Source organism: Streptomyces sp. NPDC127197 (assembly GCF_042672405.1).
GTDB classification, from domain to species: Bacteria; Actinomycetota; Actinomycetes; order Streptomycetales; family Streptomycetaceae; genus Streptomyces; species Streptomyces flavusporus.
Genome location: NZ_JBHXVG010000075.1, coordinates 1 through 15,502 on the forward strand (window position 1 = coordinate 1; position 15,502 = coordinate 15,502).

Annotated in this window: 17 protein-coding genes and 1 pseudogene; 11 read left to right on the plus strand and 7 right to left on the minus strand. The window is 67.6% G+C overall.

Going from position 1 to position 15,502, the window contains the following annotated elements:
* Positions 1-84: 84 nt before the first annotated feature.
* Positions 85-978, plus strand: a complete 894-nt coding sequence (locus ACFVJQ_RS43980; RefSeq protein WP_385791520.1) for an IS701 family transposase — start codon at positions 85-87, stop codon at positions 976-978.
* Between the two features lie 469 nt (positions 979-1,447).
* On the opposite strand, the pseudogene ACFVJQ_RS43985 reads toward ACFVJQ_RS43980, so the two are convergent.
* Positions 1,448-2,542: pseudogene (locus ACFVJQ_RS43985) on the minus strand (integrase core domain-containing protein); the annotation flags it as partial.
* A gap of 99 nt (positions 2,543-2,641) precedes the next feature.
* Between ACFVJQ_RS43985 and ACFVJQ_RS43990 the strand changes: the two are divergent.
* A complete protein-coding gene (locus ACFVJQ_RS43990; protein ID WP_385791503.1) occupies positions 2,642-2,818 on the plus strand; it encodes a hypothetical protein in 177 nt (58 codons plus the stop codon).
* Between the two features lie 96 nt (positions 2,819-2,914).
* On the plus strand, positions 2,915-3,088 hold the full coding sequence (locus tag ACFVJQ_RS43995; RefSeq protein WP_385791505.1) for a hypothetical protein: 174 nt from the start codon (positions 2,915-2,917) through the stop codon (positions 3,086-3,088).
* Between the two features lie 104 nt (positions 3,089-3,192).
* Here the strand turns inward: ACFVJQ_RS43995 and ACFVJQ_RS44000 are convergent, their stop codons facing one another.
* Positions 3,193-4,065 carry an alpha/beta fold hydrolase gene (locus tag ACFVJQ_RS44000; RefSeq protein WP_385791522.1) on the minus strand — a complete coding sequence of 291 codons (873 nt, stop codon included), beginning with the start codon at positions 4,063-4,065 and terminating at the stop codon, positions 3,193-3,195.
* 63 nt (positions 4,066-4,128) lie between these two features.
* On the opposite strand from ACFVJQ_RS44000, the gene ACFVJQ_RS44005 reads away from it, so the two are divergent.
* Complete coding sequence (locus ACFVJQ_RS44005; RefSeq protein WP_385791506.1) at positions 4,129-4,734, plus strand: CGNR zinc finger domain-containing protein; 606 nt, start codon at positions 4,129-4,131, stop codon at positions 4,732-4,734.
* 35 nt (positions 4,735-4,769) lie between these two features.
* On the opposite strand, the gene ACFVJQ_RS44010 is transcribed toward ACFVJQ_RS44005, so the two are convergent.
* Positions 4,770-5,279, minus strand: a complete 510-nt coding sequence (locus tag ACFVJQ_RS44010; RefSeq protein WP_385517257.1) for a winged helix-turn-helix transcriptional regulator — start codon at positions 5,277-5,279, stop codon at positions 4,770-4,772.
* Between the two features lie 160 nt (positions 5,280-5,439).
* Here ACFVJQ_RS44010 and ACFVJQ_RS44015 point away from each other — a divergent pair, with 160 nt between their 5' ends.
* The gene (locus ACFVJQ_RS44015) at positions 5,440-6,453 is read left to right on the plus strand and encodes an NADP-dependent oxidoreductase (protein ID WP_385517258.1); all 1,014 of its coding nucleotides are present in this window, start codon (positions 5,440-5,442) and stop codon (positions 6,451-6,453) included.
* 480 nt (positions 6,454-6,933) lie between these two features.
* Here ACFVJQ_RS44015 and ACFVJQ_RS44020 read toward each other — a convergent pair whose 3' ends face one another.
* Together ACFVJQ_RS44020 and ACFVJQ_RS44025 are read right to left on the minus strand one after the other, a co-directional pair.
* A complete protein-coding gene (locus tag ACFVJQ_RS44020) occupies positions 6,934-7,323 on the minus strand; it encodes an enoyl-CoA hydratase/isomerase family protein (RefSeq protein ID WP_385791508.1) in 390 nt (129 codons plus the stop codon).
* Positions 7,324-7,327: 4 nt separating this feature from the next.
* Positions 7,328-7,945: an enoyl-CoA hydratase/isomerase family protein gene (locus tag ACFVJQ_RS44025; protein WP_385791510.1), complete on the minus strand. Its 618-nt coding sequence runs from the start codon at positions 7,943-7,945 to the stop codon at positions 7,328-7,330.
* A gap of 478 nt (positions 7,946-8,423) precedes the next feature.
* Between ACFVJQ_RS44025 and ACFVJQ_RS44030 the strand changes: the two genes are divergently transcribed.
* The 3 genes from ACFVJQ_RS44030 to ACFVJQ_RS44040 all read left to right on the plus strand — a co-directional run bounded on the left by ACFVJQ_RS44030 (position 8,424) and on the right by ACFVJQ_RS44040 (position 11,835).
* The gene (locus ACFVJQ_RS44030; RefSeq protein WP_385517261.1) at positions 8,424-9,335 is read left to right on the plus strand and encodes an alpha/beta hydrolase; all 912 of its coding nucleotides are present in this window, start codon (positions 8,424-8,426) and stop codon (positions 9,333-9,335) included.
* Positions 9,336-9,515: 180 nt separating this feature from the next.
* Positions 9,516-11,405 carry a propionyl-CoA synthetase gene (locus tag ACFVJQ_RS44035; RefSeq protein ID WP_385791512.1) on the plus strand — a complete coding sequence of 630 codons (1,890 nt, stop codon included), beginning with the start codon at positions 9,516-9,518 and terminating at the stop codon, positions 11,403-11,405.
* Positions 11,406-11,460: 55 nt separating this feature from the next.
* Positions 11,461-11,835 carry a hypothetical protein gene (locus tag ACFVJQ_RS44040; protein WP_385791514.1) on the plus strand — a complete coding sequence of 125 codons (375 nt, stop codon included), beginning with the start codon at positions 11,461-11,463 and terminating at the stop codon, positions 11,833-11,835.
* A gap of 285 nt (positions 11,836-12,120) precedes the next feature.
* Here ACFVJQ_RS44040 and ACFVJQ_RS44045 read toward each other — a convergent pair whose 3' ends face one another.
* The gene (locus ACFVJQ_RS44045) at positions 12,121-12,621 is read right to left on the minus strand and encodes a PaaI family thioesterase (protein ID WP_356774161.1); all 501 of its coding nucleotides are present in this window, start codon (positions 12,619-12,621) and stop codon (positions 12,121-12,123) included.
* 93 nt (positions 12,622-12,714) lie between these two features.
* Between ACFVJQ_RS44045 and ACFVJQ_RS44050 the strand changes: the two genes are divergently transcribed.
* Both ACFVJQ_RS44050 and ACFVJQ_RS44055 read left to right on the plus strand, forming a co-directional pair.
* A complete protein-coding gene (locus tag ACFVJQ_RS44050; protein ID WP_385791516.1) occupies positions 12,715-13,182 on the plus strand; it encodes a winged helix-turn-helix transcriptional regulator in 468 nt (155 codons plus the stop codon).
* Positions 13,183-13,433: 251 nt separating this feature from the next.
* Positions 13,434-13,712: a helicase associated domain-containing protein gene (locus tag ACFVJQ_RS44055; RefSeq protein WP_385517265.1), complete on the plus strand. Its 279-nt coding sequence runs from the start codon at positions 13,434-13,436 to the stop codon at positions 13,710-13,712.
* A 144-nt stretch (positions 13,713-13,856) separates the two neighbouring features.
* On the opposite strand, the gene ACFVJQ_RS44060 is transcribed toward ACFVJQ_RS44055, so the two are convergent.
* Positions 13,857-14,207 (minus strand): hypothetical protein, encoded by a 351-nt coding sequence (locus ACFVJQ_RS44060; RefSeq protein WP_385517266.1) that lies wholly within the window; start codon positions 14,205-14,207, stop codon positions 13,857-13,859.
* Positions 14,208-14,561: 354 nt separating this feature from the next.
* On the opposite strand from ACFVJQ_RS44060, the gene ACFVJQ_RS44065 reads away from it, so the two are divergent.
* Positions 14,562-15,191 (plus strand): hypothetical protein, encoded by a 630-nt coding sequence (locus tag ACFVJQ_RS44065; protein ID WP_385791518.1) that lies wholly within the window; start codon positions 14,562-14,564, stop codon positions 15,189-15,191.
* The last annotated feature ends 311 nt before the right edge of the window (positions 15,192-15,502 follow it).

A 15,502-nucleotide genomic window follows, 5' to 3' on the forward strand; every position in this document is an offset into this window, starting at 1 on the left:
ACCCGCCCGCACCCTGGAACAGCTCAAAGCCCGCCTGCCACTCCACGAAGATCGCCCAGCGGATCCACTCTGACAGTTATTCAGATACAAGCCCCAGGACGCACGGAGAACTGCCAGGTCGCCGTGTTCGCCGCCTACGCCTCGTCGCGCGGCCGGACCTTGGTGGACTGGGAGCTGTACCTGCCGAAGTCCTGGACGTCCGACCGGGACCGGTGTCGCGCGGCAGGAGTGCCCGACGCCCGGGCCTTTGCGACCAAGACCGAGCTTGCCCGGAGCCTTATCGCCCGGGCGCTTGCCTCACCCCTGCCCATTGCTTGGGTGACGGCGGACGCTCTCTACGGCCAGGACCGGCACTTCCGCCGCATGCTTGAGGAGGCCGGGCTGGGCTACGTCGTCGCGGTCCCGAAGTCGCAGCAGGTCAAGTCCCTCGCCGGCTGCTGGCGCATCGACCAGCTCATCGGGGATGCCCCCGACGAAGCCTGGGAGCGGCTCTCCTGCGGCGACGGAGCCAAGGGCCCGCGCATCTACGACTGGGCGGCCGCCCAGCTCCCGGCTGTTTCCTTCTTCGGCGCCGGCGAGCCTTCTCACCACCGGTGGGTACTGGCCCTCCGCAGCATTGCCCACCCGGACGAGATCGCCTACTACCTAGCCTATGCGCCCGACGGCACCAGTGTCGCGGAGCTGGTGCGGGTTGCCGGTTCCCGCTGGGCGATCGAGTCCTGTTTCCAGAGCGCGAAGAACGAGTGCGGCCTGGACCAGTACGAAGTCCGCCGCTACCCGGGCTGGTACCGGCACATCACTCTCGCGATGCTCGCCCATGCCTTCCTCGCGGCCATGGCAGCCCAGGCCGAAGACGCAAGGGGGGCCGCAGAAACGGATCTTTCCTCGTCCCGCTCAGCCTGGCAGAGATCCGCAGGCTCCTGGCGACTTGCCGGCCCAGGACAAGCCACCACCGACGCCACATTGATCGGATACTGACATGGTCCCAGTGGCGCCGTCGTCACCAGGCGATTGCCATGCGCTGCCACTACAAACGCCGCACCGCCGGTCACGAACTTCGACCACATGACGACACATCAGCTGAATATGCTCAGAAACCAGCCCCTGACCAGCAGCGATAGCGAAGTGCAACTGGAGTACTAGGGGGGACATCTGCAGGGCGGGGAGGACGGGATGCTCGGCGAGACGCTGTTGGCGTTGGGATCGGCCGGTGGCGGGGCGGTGGTCGCGGCGGCCGGTACGGACGCATGGAACGGACTCCGACAGGCTGTGGCGCGTTGGCTAGGCTGAGGCGATACGCAGACCGAGGAGCGTGAGTTGGAGCGGCTGGAAGAAACCGCAGACGCCCTCGTGGCGAGCCCGCCGGCGGAGGCGGAACGGCTCCGCATCCGTCACGAGGCCGCATGGCAGACCCTGCGCTTGCCGAATACCTGATCCAGCCTGGTCGGGCTGCATGTGCGTACTCGTGCAGGATGCCTCCGAGTCGCGGGCGTCGTCGTATGTCGAGGCGTGCGATCCGCTCTGGATCCCCGATCGGATCGGGTAGAGGATGGAGAGGGCGGGCGTTGGCGAGGCCCTGGTGGGGCCTGTGCTCGTTGTAGAAGGTCTCGAACTCGCGCAGGGCATACAGGAGATGGCGCTGGTCCCAGATCAGTGTGCGGTCGAGCAGTTCTCGTCGGCAGGTCTGCGCCCACCGTTCCATGATTGAGTTCATGCGGGGCATCCGGATGCCGCTGAGGACAACCTCGATGCCCGCGTCCTGAAGGACAGCGTCGAACAGCTGCGAGAACTTCCTGTCCCGGTTCCTGATCAAATAGTGGGCCCGGCAGCCGGCGTCCTCGAGGTCCATGACAAGATTTTTCGCGGCCTGGGCGACCCAGGAGGCGGTTGGCTGCGCAGTCGCGCCCAGGATCCGTATCCGCCGGTTCGAGTGCTCGATCACCCCGAGCACGTACAGCCGTGCTCCGGTCAGGGTGATGGTTTCGATGAAGTCGCATGCCAGTAGTGCGTCGGCCTGAGAGCGCAGGAAGGCCGTCCAGGTGGTCGAGGCTCGTTCGGGCGCTGGGTCGATGTCGGCGTCCTTGAGGATCTCCCAGACGGTGGACGCCGCCACCTTCACCCCGAGGACGAGCAGTTCGCCGTGCAGGCGGCGGTAGCCCCAGTTCGGGTTCTCCCTGGCCAGGCGCAGCACCAGCGCTCGGATGGAGCGCACGGGGCGTGGCCGGCCGCCTCGCTTGGGCCGGGATTGGGCGGCGTGGCGGCGGGCGATCAGGTCGCGGTGCCAGCGCGGCACCGTGTCGGGTCGGACCAGCAGCCGGATTCGCCGCAGCGCCTCTCGCGGAAGGCCGTGGAGCAGTGCGGCGAGGAACGCCCGGTCGCTTGCGTCGAATCGGACCCGCTGCCCGGTCAGTTGCCGCTCGAGTACGGCGACCTGGTGGCGAAGAGCCAGGGTCTCGACATCTTTCTCCTGGTCGCTCATCGGCAGGAGCCGCAGCATCGCGAATGCGTTCGTCACGCCCAGGTACGCCAGTCTCAGCAGCACGACGACCCATCATGGCGCGGTGATCGCGCCCACGCGGGCGCATACAGATGTCCACCCCCGCCTGGCGTTCAGACACTCGCAAAACCCGCTCCTACCTGCATGGATGAGGTATTCGGCAAGCGCAGGGTGTCACTGCTATGGATCTTCAAGCCGGACCTGCTGCGGGTCACTCTGCTCGGCACCCTGAGGGGCTTGGGCAGCCACGGCGGCTACTACGCGCTTACCACTTTCCTGCCCACGCACCTCCGTACCACCCACGGCCTGCCGGTCCTCTAGACCAGCGGCTATCTGGCGGTCTTCATCACCGCCGCGTTCTTCGGGTACCTGACGTCGAGAACCCTGGCCGACCGCATGGGCCGCCGGAGGAACATCATGTTCTTCGCGGCGAGGTGCCGCATCGTCGCGCCAGCATTCCCGGCATTCGTCGGCTTCCTCAGCGACAGTCTCGGCATGGGCGCAAGCATCGGCCTGTGCGCAGGAAGCTCTTACGGCATCGCCGTCCTCCCCGAGACCTCACACAAGGAACCCGACACTCCCAAGCGCTGACCACCCTGATCAACTCCCGACTTCGCACACACATCCGTTCGTCGCTCTTGATCGTGGGTGCTCTCCAAGGAGATCGCCGATGCGCTCATGGACGGAAACCCGCGCTAAACAGCCCTTCCGTCAGCCAGGAAAGGCCGCAGATGCGCCAGCATCGCTGTCGGCTGCTCCTCCGGGATGAAATGGCCGCACTCCGGGATCTCGGCACCGGTGACGTCGTCCGCGTACTCGCGCCAGATTTCCAGCGTTGGCAGGCGGGAGGGCAGCCCCACGGAACCCCACAGCGCCAGTACCGGCATCGTGAGACGACGACCCTCGGCGGCGTCGATATCGTCGAGGGCGACGTCCTGCTCCATGGCACGGTAGTCGTCGAAACTCGCGCGCATGGCACCCGGACGGGAGAACGCTCGGACGTAGGCGTCGACTGCTTCGGATGTCAGACCGTGGCGGTTGTAGGTCCACCGCTCGAAGAAGTACTCGAGATATCCGCGGATGTCGCGTCCCACGAGGCGCTCTGGCAGGTCGGGTTGCATCTGGAACAGCCAGTGCCAGTACCCGGAGGCGAGGGAGGCATCCAAGCGACGGAACATCTCCCGGGTAGGCACGATGTCGAGTACGGCCAACCGCTCCACCTGCTCCGGGCGATCCAGCGCCCAACGGTGCGCCACACGGGCGCCGCGGTCGTGCCCCACGACCGCGGCCTTCTCGAAGCCGAGCGCTTCAACGAGACCGGCGATGTCGGCAGCCATGCGCCGCTTGTCGTAACCGGCCGTGGGCTTGTCACTCAGGCCGTAGCCGCGCAGGTCGGGCGCCACAACAGTGCGGTCGGCCGCGAGATCCGCCAGCACCGGCCGCCAGCAGTCGGAGGTCTGCGGCCAGCCGTGGATCAGCACGAGCAGGGGGCCGGATCCCGCCCGGACGTAGTGCAGGCGGACCCCGTCCACCTGCGTCACTCCGGTCGTCACTGTCGGCTGTCCCATCAATGCGCCTCCTTGGCACGACTAACCGTCTTAGACGGTTAAGCTAACGTGCAGAATGGAGGCGTGGCAACGGACGACATGTGGATCTGGGACGGCGGGCGGGTCTGCCTGGACTTCACCAACACCCTCCGCTACCGGTGGCGGACCGCGCCGGAGGAGACTCTCCGGAACCCGGGCGACCTGGCTCTCTGGCTTCAGCAGGCCGGCCTGCTCACACCGGGCATCCCGGACCCCGGCGCTGCCGCCGTCCTGCCGTCGGGTCGACGACTGCGCGAGACGGTCGACCGGGCCGTACTCGCGGTCGCCGACAACCGGCTGCCCTTGTCCGGCGACATCACCATGCTCAACCGATCAGCAGCGGAGGCTCCTCGACCCGCCTTGCAGATCGCCGTCACGGACGGGCGCCTGGAGCCCGCCGGAACCGCGAGCATCGCCACCGATGCCTCAGCCGCTCTGGCGCTGATCGCCCAGGACGCCGTCGATCTACTCCTGTCCGCCGAGATCCGGCGGGTACGCGTCTGCGGCGCGGACGAATGCGCCCTGCGCTTCGTGGACCGCTCCCCCGCCCGCAACCGCCGCTGGTGCTCCATGTCCCGCTGCGGCAACCGCACAAAGGTCCGCCTCCACCAGGCCCGGGCCAGACGGAGCGAGCGCACCACGGCAGACTGAGCCCGTCACGAGCTCCTGGTGCCACCGCGCTCAGTTCACTCGGCGGGCCTGAGACGAAAGGCGGGGCCGGGGATGCTCTCGATGTCTTCCGGCTGTACGGCGTGGCCCCGGTCGCAGCGGATCTGGGCGTCGACATGCGCGCCGCATCCACGGTGCCGGGACAGCATGGCCGGACCCTCCGGGTCGGCGCGGTAGCGGTCGCCCCACTGCAGGAGCCCCATCACGGCCGGGACCAGATCCACACCCTTGGGGGTGATCACGTACTTCGGCCGGCTTCGCGAGCCCGGCTCCTTGTAAGTCTCGGTGGCCAGGATCCCTTCCTCCACGAGCATTCGGAGTCGCGCCGAGAGGAGGTTGCGGGGACAGCCGAGGACGCGTTCGAACTCGTTGAAACGGGACGAGCCGTACCAGACCTCGCGCAGGATCAGGATCGTCCACTTCTCGCCCACGACCTCAAGGGTTCGGGCGATCGAGCAGTTCGACGTGTCCCGGTCGAGACGGGGGTCCACGCCGGCATCCTGCAGAGCTTCGGTCCTCGCATCCATGGGGGTGATTCTAACCTCACCTGAGTTTACTTTCCTATACTCAGCCAGTAGCGTCGTGGTCGGCACATCAACCCGCCGCACACGAGAAACGGGCGCGCAGGGGGACCTGCCCGAAGAATGACATCGACCACCGAGACACACCGCAGAAAAGGCGGCCGCCATGAAGGCATTCGTCGTCGAGAAGTACGGCAAGGACGGCGTCCGCGCCGCAGAGGTACCCGAGCCCACCGTCGGGGACCGTGACGTCCTGGTCAGAGTGAGCGCCGCCAGTATCAACCCGCTGGACAAGATGGTCCGCAACGGGGAGTTCAAGCAGCTTCTGAAGTACAAGCGCCCGTTCGTGCTCGGCCACGACGTGGCCGGCGTCGTGACGCGGGTCGGTTCCGCCGTACACGGCTTCGAGGTCGGCGACGAGGTCTACGCCCGGCCGCGCGACCTGCGGATCGGAGGCTTCGCGGAATTCATCGCGATCGACGCGGACGACGTCGCACCCAAACCCGCCTCCCTCACCCTCCAAGAGGCAGCCGCAGTGCCGCTGGTGGCCCTGGCCGCCTGGCAGATCCTCGTCGAGCGGGCGCACGTGAAGCCGGGGCAGAAGGTGCTTATCCACGCCGGAGCCGGCGGCCTCGGGTCAACGGTCATCCAGCTCGCCAAGCACCTCGGCGCCACGGTGGCGACAACCACGAACACCGAGACCGAGGAGCTGGTCAAGAACCTCGGCGCCGACCTCGTCGTCGACTACACCAAGGAAGACTTCTCAAAGGTGCTCTCCGGCTACGACCTGGTGCTGGACTCCGTGGGCGGGGCGAACCTCGAGAAGTCGCTGACTGTGCTGAAGCCCGGCGGCCTGGCCATCAGTGTCGTCGGCCCACCTGACGCCGGTTTCGCCAAGCAGCTCGGCGCCCCCTCCATCCTGGGCCTGGTCATGAACACCCTCAGCCGCAAGATCCGCAAGCGGGCCAAGGCGCTGGGCGGGCGCTACGAGTTCTTCTTCATGGAGGCCAACGGCTCCCAGTTGCGCAAACTCAGCGCCCTCTACGACAGCGGGAAGCTCCGCCCGGTCATCGACAGCACCTTCCCCTTCGACCAGACACTCGAGGCGATGGCGCACGTCGAGCAGGGCCGCACCAAGGCCGGCAAGGTCGTGGTCTCAATGGTTCCCGGCAACGACTGAGACGCGGCCGGCATCAGCCCCTCCGTTCCGGCACGGTCATCAGAGGACGACCCCGTTGGCGGTCCAAGTAGCAACTATGTCGCGGAGAGCTGCAGTTGTAGGGGTTCGGTGCCATTCGGCATGCCGTATGCCCGCGGCACAGCGCGGCGCGCGGCTTTAGATGCCCGCGCAAAGTGTGCCCTGCCGCCCCAAACCCCGGTAGATCGTTCCTCGCCACCACTCGGTCCAGAACGCGCGCAACCGCGACAACGGTGGCGCGCTGTCGCTGTGGTCGATGAGATCCGGCTCTGTACGGACGCGGTCAGACCGCTCGCATCAGCGGCAAACCGGCTGTCATGGACAGTATGGCTGCCGCATGGCTCCCGGCCCCGTCGAACATCTGCCGCGGCAGTCTGCGGGGGCCATGCGTTCCCGTTTCGTTGACGCGCGGCCCTCCTGCCCCCCTCGCGCAAGGCGATGTCCTGCTCACGGCGGACATGCTCAGGACGGCAGCGTCCGTCCGCCGAGCGACGCACGTTGCCAGGTGGGAGTGCGGTCCTTGTCGACCAGGGCGGCACGGACGCCCTCCAGGAAGTCCGGCGTGTGGATGGTCGTGCGCGTGAGGGCGAGTTCGGCGTCGAGGCACTCGCGCAACGTGCGCTGTCTGCCTCGGGCCAGCAGGGCGTGGGTGATCTCCAGGCTCTGCGGCGAGGCGGACTCCAGGGCGCCCAACGCGGCTGCCGCCCAAGGGGTGTCGAGGTGACGCAGGCGTTTCTCGATCTCGCCGAGGGTCGACGCGCCGAAAGCCCAGTCCACGTCCCCGCGAACCTCCGCCAACCTGCTCTCCGCCACCGGGGAACGGCCGGCGAGACGGTTCAGGACGACGTCCACCGGCTCATCGGGGCTGTCCGGCCAGGGCGTCCCCCACCGTGTCCAGCAGGTCCGCGGGAACGAAATGCGTGGCCAGCCCCGTGTACAAGGCATCGGCCGCGTCGATCCTCTGCCCGGTCAGTCCCAGGTGCATGCCGATCGCGCCGGGCAGCCTCGGCAGAAAGTAGCTCGCCCCGATGTCCGGGAAGAACCCGATCCCGGTCTCGGGCATCGCCAGCACCGCGCGTTCGGTGACGACACGGAAGCCACCGTGGACCGACAGCCCCAGACCGCCGCCCATGCACAGGCCGTCGATGAGCGACACGACCGGCACGGAATACTCGGCGATCCGGGCGTTGAGCCGGTACTCGGAGGCGAAGAACCGCTCACTGGCCTCGACATCGCCAGCGAGGCTGTGCTCACGGATCGTCCGGATGTCCCCACCGGCGCAGAACGCCTTCGTGCTGGTACTGGCGAGCACCACAGCGGACAGCGGTGCGTGCTCCCATGAGGCGAGCGCACGGTCGATGGCGGAGACCATGTCTGTGGTCAGGGCGTTGAGCGCCCTGGGCCGGTTCAGCAGGATGCGGCCGACGCCCCGGTGGACGTCGGCGAGAATCTCGACCGCAGCGGTATCAGTCATGGCTCGTCTTCTCGTCCCCCGGCGGACCTGGCTGTCGTGGCCATCACGTTCCTTAACTCGCTGTCGACGCCGCGGGCTTGAGGGGTAGGCACCAGGCACCTCAAGATCCTTGCACAAGGCGCGGAGCGGCTCGACGAGCTTACCGGCGGCCACGGCGGGACTTCGGCACCGTCTTCGCCACCTCCGCCCTGGACGGGTTCGCCGCCGGTACCCCAGGCTCCAGGTCGAACTCATCACCGCGACACGGCAGCTCGCCCTGCGCCCGTCCGGTTTCGATCTTGCTCTCGTCATCGGCGTTCCCTCCAGCAGCCGCCAGCCCATCTCCGATGCTCCGAAGGGCTTCCTCGCATCTATGAGGGTGATCTCACCGCATCTGAGTTTACTTTTCTATACTCAGCCAATAGCGTCATGGCCGGCACATCGACCCGGCTGCCGCAGAGGAACCCGGCACGGCACCCGCCCGAGAAGGAGCACCTCCATGGGAGTAAGCCCAGAGGCACACGAGTTCGCGGAGTTCCTCGCGAGTGTGAGCGCGAAGTCGTCGACACCGGGCCTCGACCTGGCCGTCATCCGTGACATCGTCGACTCGAACCACAAGGCGTCGACCGAGCCGGAAGGCGTCACCTACGCCGAAGTGGACGCGGGCGGCGTCCCCGCCCTGTGGGCCATCCCCGAGGGTGCCGATCCCGACCGCGCGCTGCTGCACTTCCACTTCGGTGGGTCTGTCACGGCCTCCATGCACTCCGACCGCAAGGCCGCGGGACACATCGCGAAGGCGGCCGGCGCCCACTCGCTGGTCGTGGACTTCCGCCTGGCACCCGAACACCCCTATCCGGCGCAGCTCGACGACGCCGAGACCGCCTACCGGTGGCTGCTCGCGCAGGGCTACGAGCCGCAGAACATCGGCAGCACCGGCCACTCGATCGGCGGCACCCTGGCGGTGATGCTGCCGCTGCGCCTGCTCGCCAAGGGCGAGGCCACGCCCAGCGCGATCGTCAGCGTCTCCCCCTGGACCGACCTCACGCTCCAGAACCCGGCAGTGGACGCCAACGAGACGAACGACAAGATGCTCAGCCGGGGCACGCTGGAGCTCTTCCGGGGAGCCTGGCTGCAGGACCCCGCCGTGGACTTCACCGACCCGCAGATCAGCCTCGTGAACGCCGACCTGACCGGCCTGCCGCCCACGCTCGTCTACTACGGTGAGTACGAGACCCTCGCCGACGACGGTGCGCAGCTCGGCCGCCGCCTCGCGGACTTCAAGGTCACCACCGAGACCCACGCGATGCCCGAAGGGCAGCATTCGTTCGTCCTGGGCGCCGGACGCGTACCCGAGGTGGACCAGGCCATCGGGCAGATGGGCCAGTGGCTCCGCAAGCACCTCGGCGCGTGAGCGAAAGCCCCGCCTGACGCCGGGTCTGCCCGCTTGTCCGCCGCACCACCGCAATGCCGGTGACCGGTCCACCGGTCACCGGCATCCTGCTCGACCACGCCGACCGGCATACGGTACGTGTGTCCGACACCGTTCCGCACGCAACCACACCACCGTCCCGATGCCACAAAGGAGTGCGCGATGGGAACGTACGAGGATGTCTTCCACGCCAGTACCGAGGACCCGGAGCGCTTCTGGCTGAAGGCGGCGGAAGGCATCGACTGGCATGTCGCTCCGCACCGCGCCCTGGACTCCTCGGGCGCGCCCTTCTACCGCTGGTTTCCCGACGGACAGCTCAACGTCTGTTTCAACGCACTCGACCGGCACGTCGAGGCCGGCCGGGGTGAACAGCCCGCACTCGTCTACGACTCACCCGTGACCGACACCCGGCGCACCTACACCTACGCGCAGTTGAGAGACGAGGTGGCGGCCTTCGCCGGAGCTCTGGCGGGGCTCGGCGTGGGGCACGGCGACCGAGTGGTGATCTACATGCCGATGGTCCCCGAGGCTGTCGTCGCGATGCTGGCCTGCGCACGGATCGGCGCGGTGCACTCGGTCGTCTTCGGCGGGTTCGCCCCGCGCGAACTCGCCCTGCGCATCGACGACGCGGCCCCCAAGGTCGTGGTCTCCGCCTCGTGCGGCATCGAGGGCAAGCGTGTGATCGCGTACAAGCCCCTGCTCGACCGGGCGATCGAACTCGCGGTCCACAAACCGCAGAAGAGTGTGATCCTGCAACGCCCGCAGGAACCGGCCGAGTTGGAGCCCGACGATCTCGACTGGACTGATCTGGTCGCCGTCGCATCCCCGGCCGACTGCGTTCCCGTCCCCGCCACCGATCCCCTCTACATCCTCTACACGTCCGGAACGACCGGAAAACCCAAGGGAGTCGTCCGCGACTGCGGCGGCTACGCGGTCGCCCTGCACTGGTCGATGGGCGCCGTCTACGACGTGGGCCCCGGCGAGACCATGTTCACGGGCTCCGACATCGGCTGGGTCGTCGGGCACTCGTACATCGTCTACGCGCCCCTGCTGGCCGGCGCCACGACCATCCTGTACGAGGGCAAGCCGGTCGGCACACCGGACGCAGGCCAGTTCTGGCGCGTGGCCGCCGAGCACCGGGCCAAGACCATGTTCACCGCCCCCACCGCCTTCCGGGCCATCCGCAAGGAGGACCCGAAGGGAACGCTCACCGCCGACTACGACCTGACCGGCCTGCGCCACCTCTTCCTCGCCGGCGAGCGCCTCGACCCCGAGACCTACCACTGGGCGAGCGCTCTCCTGGGCATCCCGGTGATCGACCACTGGTGGCAGACCGAGACCGGCTGGCCCATCGTCGCCAACCCGGTCGGCATCGAAACCGCTCCCCTCAAACCCGGCTCCCCCACCCGTCCGCTCCCGGGCTGGGACGTCCGTGTCCTCGACCCCTCGGGCGAGCCCGTACCCGCGGGCGTCGACGGCGCGATCGTGGTGAAGCTTCCCCTGCCGCCCGGCGCACTGCCCACCCTCTGGAACGACGACGACCGCTACATCGCCTCCTACCTCTCCGCCTACGACGGCTACTACCTCACCGGCGACAGCGGCCACATCGACGACGACGGCTACGTGTACGTCATGGGCCGCACCGACGACGTCATCAACGTCGCCGGACACCGACTGTCCACCGGCAGCATGGAGGAGGCCCTGGCCGCCCATCCCGACGTCGCCGAATGTGCCGTCATCGGCGTAGCCGACGAACTCAAGGGCCAGATCCCGCGCGGCTTCGTCGTCCTGAAAGCCGGCATCAGCCGCGACGCGACCGAGGTCGAGGCCGAACTCGTCCAGCTCGTACGCGAGCGCATCGGCGCCGTCGCCTCCCTCAAGGACGTCGCGGTCGTGGCAGCCCTGCCCAAGACCCGCTCGGGCAAGATCCTGCGCAAGACGATGCGCGGCATCGCCGACGGCCACGACGAACCCATCCCCTCCACAGTGGACGACCCCGGCGTCATCGAAACCCTGCGCCCGGTTCTCCGCCGCGCCGATCACACGCCGTGAATGGCTGCCCCAGGACATGAGCCACGGGGAGCACGTTCCACACCGACGGACGTCGGTGCCGATCACCTCGCACGCGGTGGACAGTCCTGCGACGCTCCGCCGGACCGCCCAGGCGGCCTCGGACGGCTGTCCGGACCCGGCACCCGACGCAGGGCAGACACACACCTATCCGGAAGGCTCGGAGCCGGCTCGCGTACGGGCCACTGGACAGCCCCTCCGGCTGCGCGTCACCGCCGACGATGTCCGGCTGGCGATGTCGGCGGGCCATGAGCCCACCCCGGGCGCCTCGGGCCTGCGCTCCATGCTCCTGGTCCCGCGGTGGGCCCGCGGAAGCCCGCTGGGACTCGCACAGTTCGTCCGCCGTCAAACGGCAGACTCCTTCGACGACGAACTGCTGCTGCCCAGGAGATCGCCTCCAGAGCAGCGGTGAACATCGCGCATGACCCTGCGCCCGAGGGAACACCGAACCCCAGGCGCCTCAACACCGCTATGGCGCACGGCGGCCCGGCGACCCGAGGAGCTACGGGCCGCCGCCGACGCGCGCCACAGCCGTTTCACCTCGCACTCCGGCGTTCTGCACCGCGGTCGAGGGAGTCCGGCATCGCCGCACAAAGATCACCCTGCGCAGGTCAAACAGTTAGGGGGAGGAGGCGGAAGAGGGGTGAGGCATCGGTGCATGTGGGGCAAGGCTCGATTCACCGGTCGCCGTTGAGGGTCACCCTTGAGAGGAAGGCACCGGGAAGAGCATGCAACTACTGGTGGCATGGGCGAGCAGCCGGTCCGTCCCGTCGAACAACTGAGCCTGGGCGAGGGCGGTTTGACGCCCCTTGCTGACAACCGTGCCGATCGCCCGCACCGTGCCCGTGTCCACGGTGATCCGCCGAAGGAACTTCACCGTCAAGTCCAGCGAGGTGTACGCCACGCCCTGCGGCAAGGTGGACTGAACGGCGCAACCCGCAGCCGAATCGAGCAGGGTGGCGAAGATGCCGCCGTGCACGCTGCCGATCGGGTTGTAGTGCTCTTCCCCCGGCGTCAGCGAGAAGACCGCCCTGCCGGGTTCCACCTCGTCCAGGGTGAAGTCGATGGAGTAATTGATGGGCGGCCCCGGCAGTCGCCCCGCCTGCAGCTCGCGCAGGAAATCGATGCCTGCCATGCGCCCGGCGGCTTCCGCCAGGATCGCGGGATCTTCCCATTGATACGTACGTGTTCGTCCCACGACCGAGCGCCTTCCCATCTGACTTTTAGAAATGAAGCTAGTTGCGAGCTCACCTGACTGTCAATGACGAAGCCAGGCCCCTACGATGGCGGGATGGAGTGGCTTGAGGCGAGCACAGAGAACTGCCCCGTCCAGCGCACGCTCGACGTGATCGGAGAGAAATGGACGCTGCTGATCCTGCGTGACGCCGTCAACGGAGTCCGCCGCTTCGACGACTTCCACCGCCACATCGGCCTGTCGGAAGCCGTCCTCAGCGATCGCCTCCGCAAACTGGTCTCGTCCGGTGTCCTGAAGACCGTTCCCTACCAGGAAGCGGGCAGCCGCTCCCGTAACGAGTACCGGCTAACCCGCAAGGGCTGGGACCTGTGGCCCGTCCTGATGGCGCTGAGTCAGTGGGGCGAGGCGTACGCCCTCGGCCCCGAGGGCCCGGTACTGGACGTTCGCCACACCGACTGCGACGCTCCGGTCCGCGTCGTCGTCGAGTGCTCCGCGGACCACTCCGCCCTCACCCCCGGGGAAGTCACCGCCCGGCTGGGACCCGGCGCCCGCCGCCGGTCCTGAACCATCGGTCAGGACTCGCGGGCCGGTGAAATCGCCTACGGTCATGATATTACGTGCGTCAGGTCATACCTTAGGCTTGGCCGGGCTGGTGCCCGCCCTGGCCCATCGACTGGCAGCGCCACTTCCGCCTCGCCTGGCACCACGTACAGACCAGCGGCACCCTCCCCGCGAAGGCCGACGAACTCATCGTCGACCGCGCGGACATCGGCAAGTGGCTGGCTGCTCAAGCCCGCGCCTTCAGCAAGCTGACCGTGACCCAGCAGTGGATGCTCACCGGCATGCTCGGCTTCACGCCCGCCCCGGCCCCGCGCAAGGTCAGCCGCGCCGAGCAGCGCGAGCTGAACCTCGCGGCCGCCCGCCAGTTCCACGCCCGGGAAGGACACCTCGACGTCCCCCGCTCCCACCGCGAGCCCGCCGACGGAACCGCCGTCGGGCTCGGCGCCTGGATCAACAACGTGCGCGCACGGCAGGCCAGCCAGCCCGACGACCTGAAGGACACGCTCACCGCGCTCGGCATGCGCTGGTCCTGAAGGGAGCCGACCATGACCAGCGTTCTCGCCACCGCGGCGGCCGTACTCGCCGTTGGCTACCTTCTCGGTTCTCCCGGCTTTCGAGCATGAACAGCGTCAGCACCGCAGCCCTCACCGTGCCACGGCCAACCCTGCACGAGGTCGTTAGAACACGCAGCGAGTACCGGCCCCGCCGTCCAAGAAGTGTGCATCGTAGATCCAGAAGCCGCGGAGCCACTCGTAGGACCAGGTGTTCCCGTAGCTGTTGGTCACGTAGCACGACACGTAGAGGCTGCTGTTCGCCGGTATGGTCGCGACCTGACGGCAGGCTTGGTACGGGCCTGTCCGGGCGGGTGTTGAGTCTACGGTGGTGTCGATGTCGTCGTAGTTGCCGTTGATCGGCGTGCCCAAGTTGCAGTCTGCGGCGGGCGCAGCCTGGGCGGCGGGTATGGCTGTGAGGCTGACGGTGAGGGCAGCAGTAGCGACGGTTCCGATGAATGCGCGTCTGGGTTTCACGATGTCCCGTCCTTCCCTTTCTTGACGGCTTGAGACCGTCAAGTCTCTGGGAGGAAGCTTCCCCTCACCAGGGTCTGTATGGGACCTGTCCGAATGCGCATGCCCGCCCCAGCCCGATCGAGACGGATGCCGTTGAACCCACCCGTGGAGGAGGCGACCCCGAATCTCCGTGCCCGATCACTCAGGGGTCCTTTCGAATGCTGGTGCGTCGTCCCGGCGCAGGGCGATCTTCGGGACAATGCCTGGGTGAGTCCTCTCCGGCCATCGGTGCCATGAGAGACACCGAGGGCTAGTGAGCGGCGCGGGTGTGTCGAGTCCGTGGTCCCCCGGCTACATGTACAGCTCATTCAGACGGTGCACGACAACTACCAGCTGTTCCACTCCTTCGCAGTGCTCGATGAGGCTGGCGGATCGGTCCGGATCGGCCAAGTTGGTGAGATATTCACGCACGTGGCGAGACCACACTGCTGGAACCCATTCGGTGCCGGCTTCAAGGGCGCGAGGGCGCAGGTCATTGTCGAGGAACTCCCACTGGGCCTGGACCTCCCGGAGCCAGGCGCCGTGGAACCGCTCTTGCTCTTCCATTCTGAGCGCCTGTCCCTGCTCGTCTCTACGCAAGACCAATTCTTCCCAGCGCTGGGTGTAAGGCCCGATGTCTTCATCGCGCCCCCTTGCCTGGATGTAGTCGCGCAGGAGTCCGTGACATCGCTGCTGCAGTTCACTGGCGCTGCTGACGTTGAACCGCCGGGTGATCAGGGACTCGAACTGTCGGATCTCGGGCTTGACAGCCGTGCGGAGTCTACGACGTTCACGAGCTTGGGTCTGGGCGTCGCCGAGGCTGCTGAGGACGAACAGCGCGGTCGGGACGCCGAAGAGAAGACTCGTGACGCTGGAGACGAGGTTTGTGAGGAAGCTACGGTTATCCCACCAATGGTGACCGTCTCCGTAAACACCGAGGACGAGGGTGACGGCACCGAGGGGTAGGCAGACATAGGCGACCCAGCGGACGGGGCCGGGGGTGTCGTCCCACCAGCGTCGGATGGCCTGGAATCGTGCGTGCATGCGCCAACGCCCCCGTGATCGCATGGATGGGAGGGACGCTAGCGCAGGGCAAACAGGTCTGGTGCAGGACTTTGAGAGGTTACCGGTAGTTCGTTAAATCCGGTGGTGGTGCGGGTTGACGACAGGTCGGGTTGGTCTTAGGCCGGTGGCAGGAGTCAATTGCCGTGCTGGAGGCTGGAGATGACCGCTCGCCGTCCGTGTCCGCCCGCGCCGGGGCCGTTGGAGGAGTACGC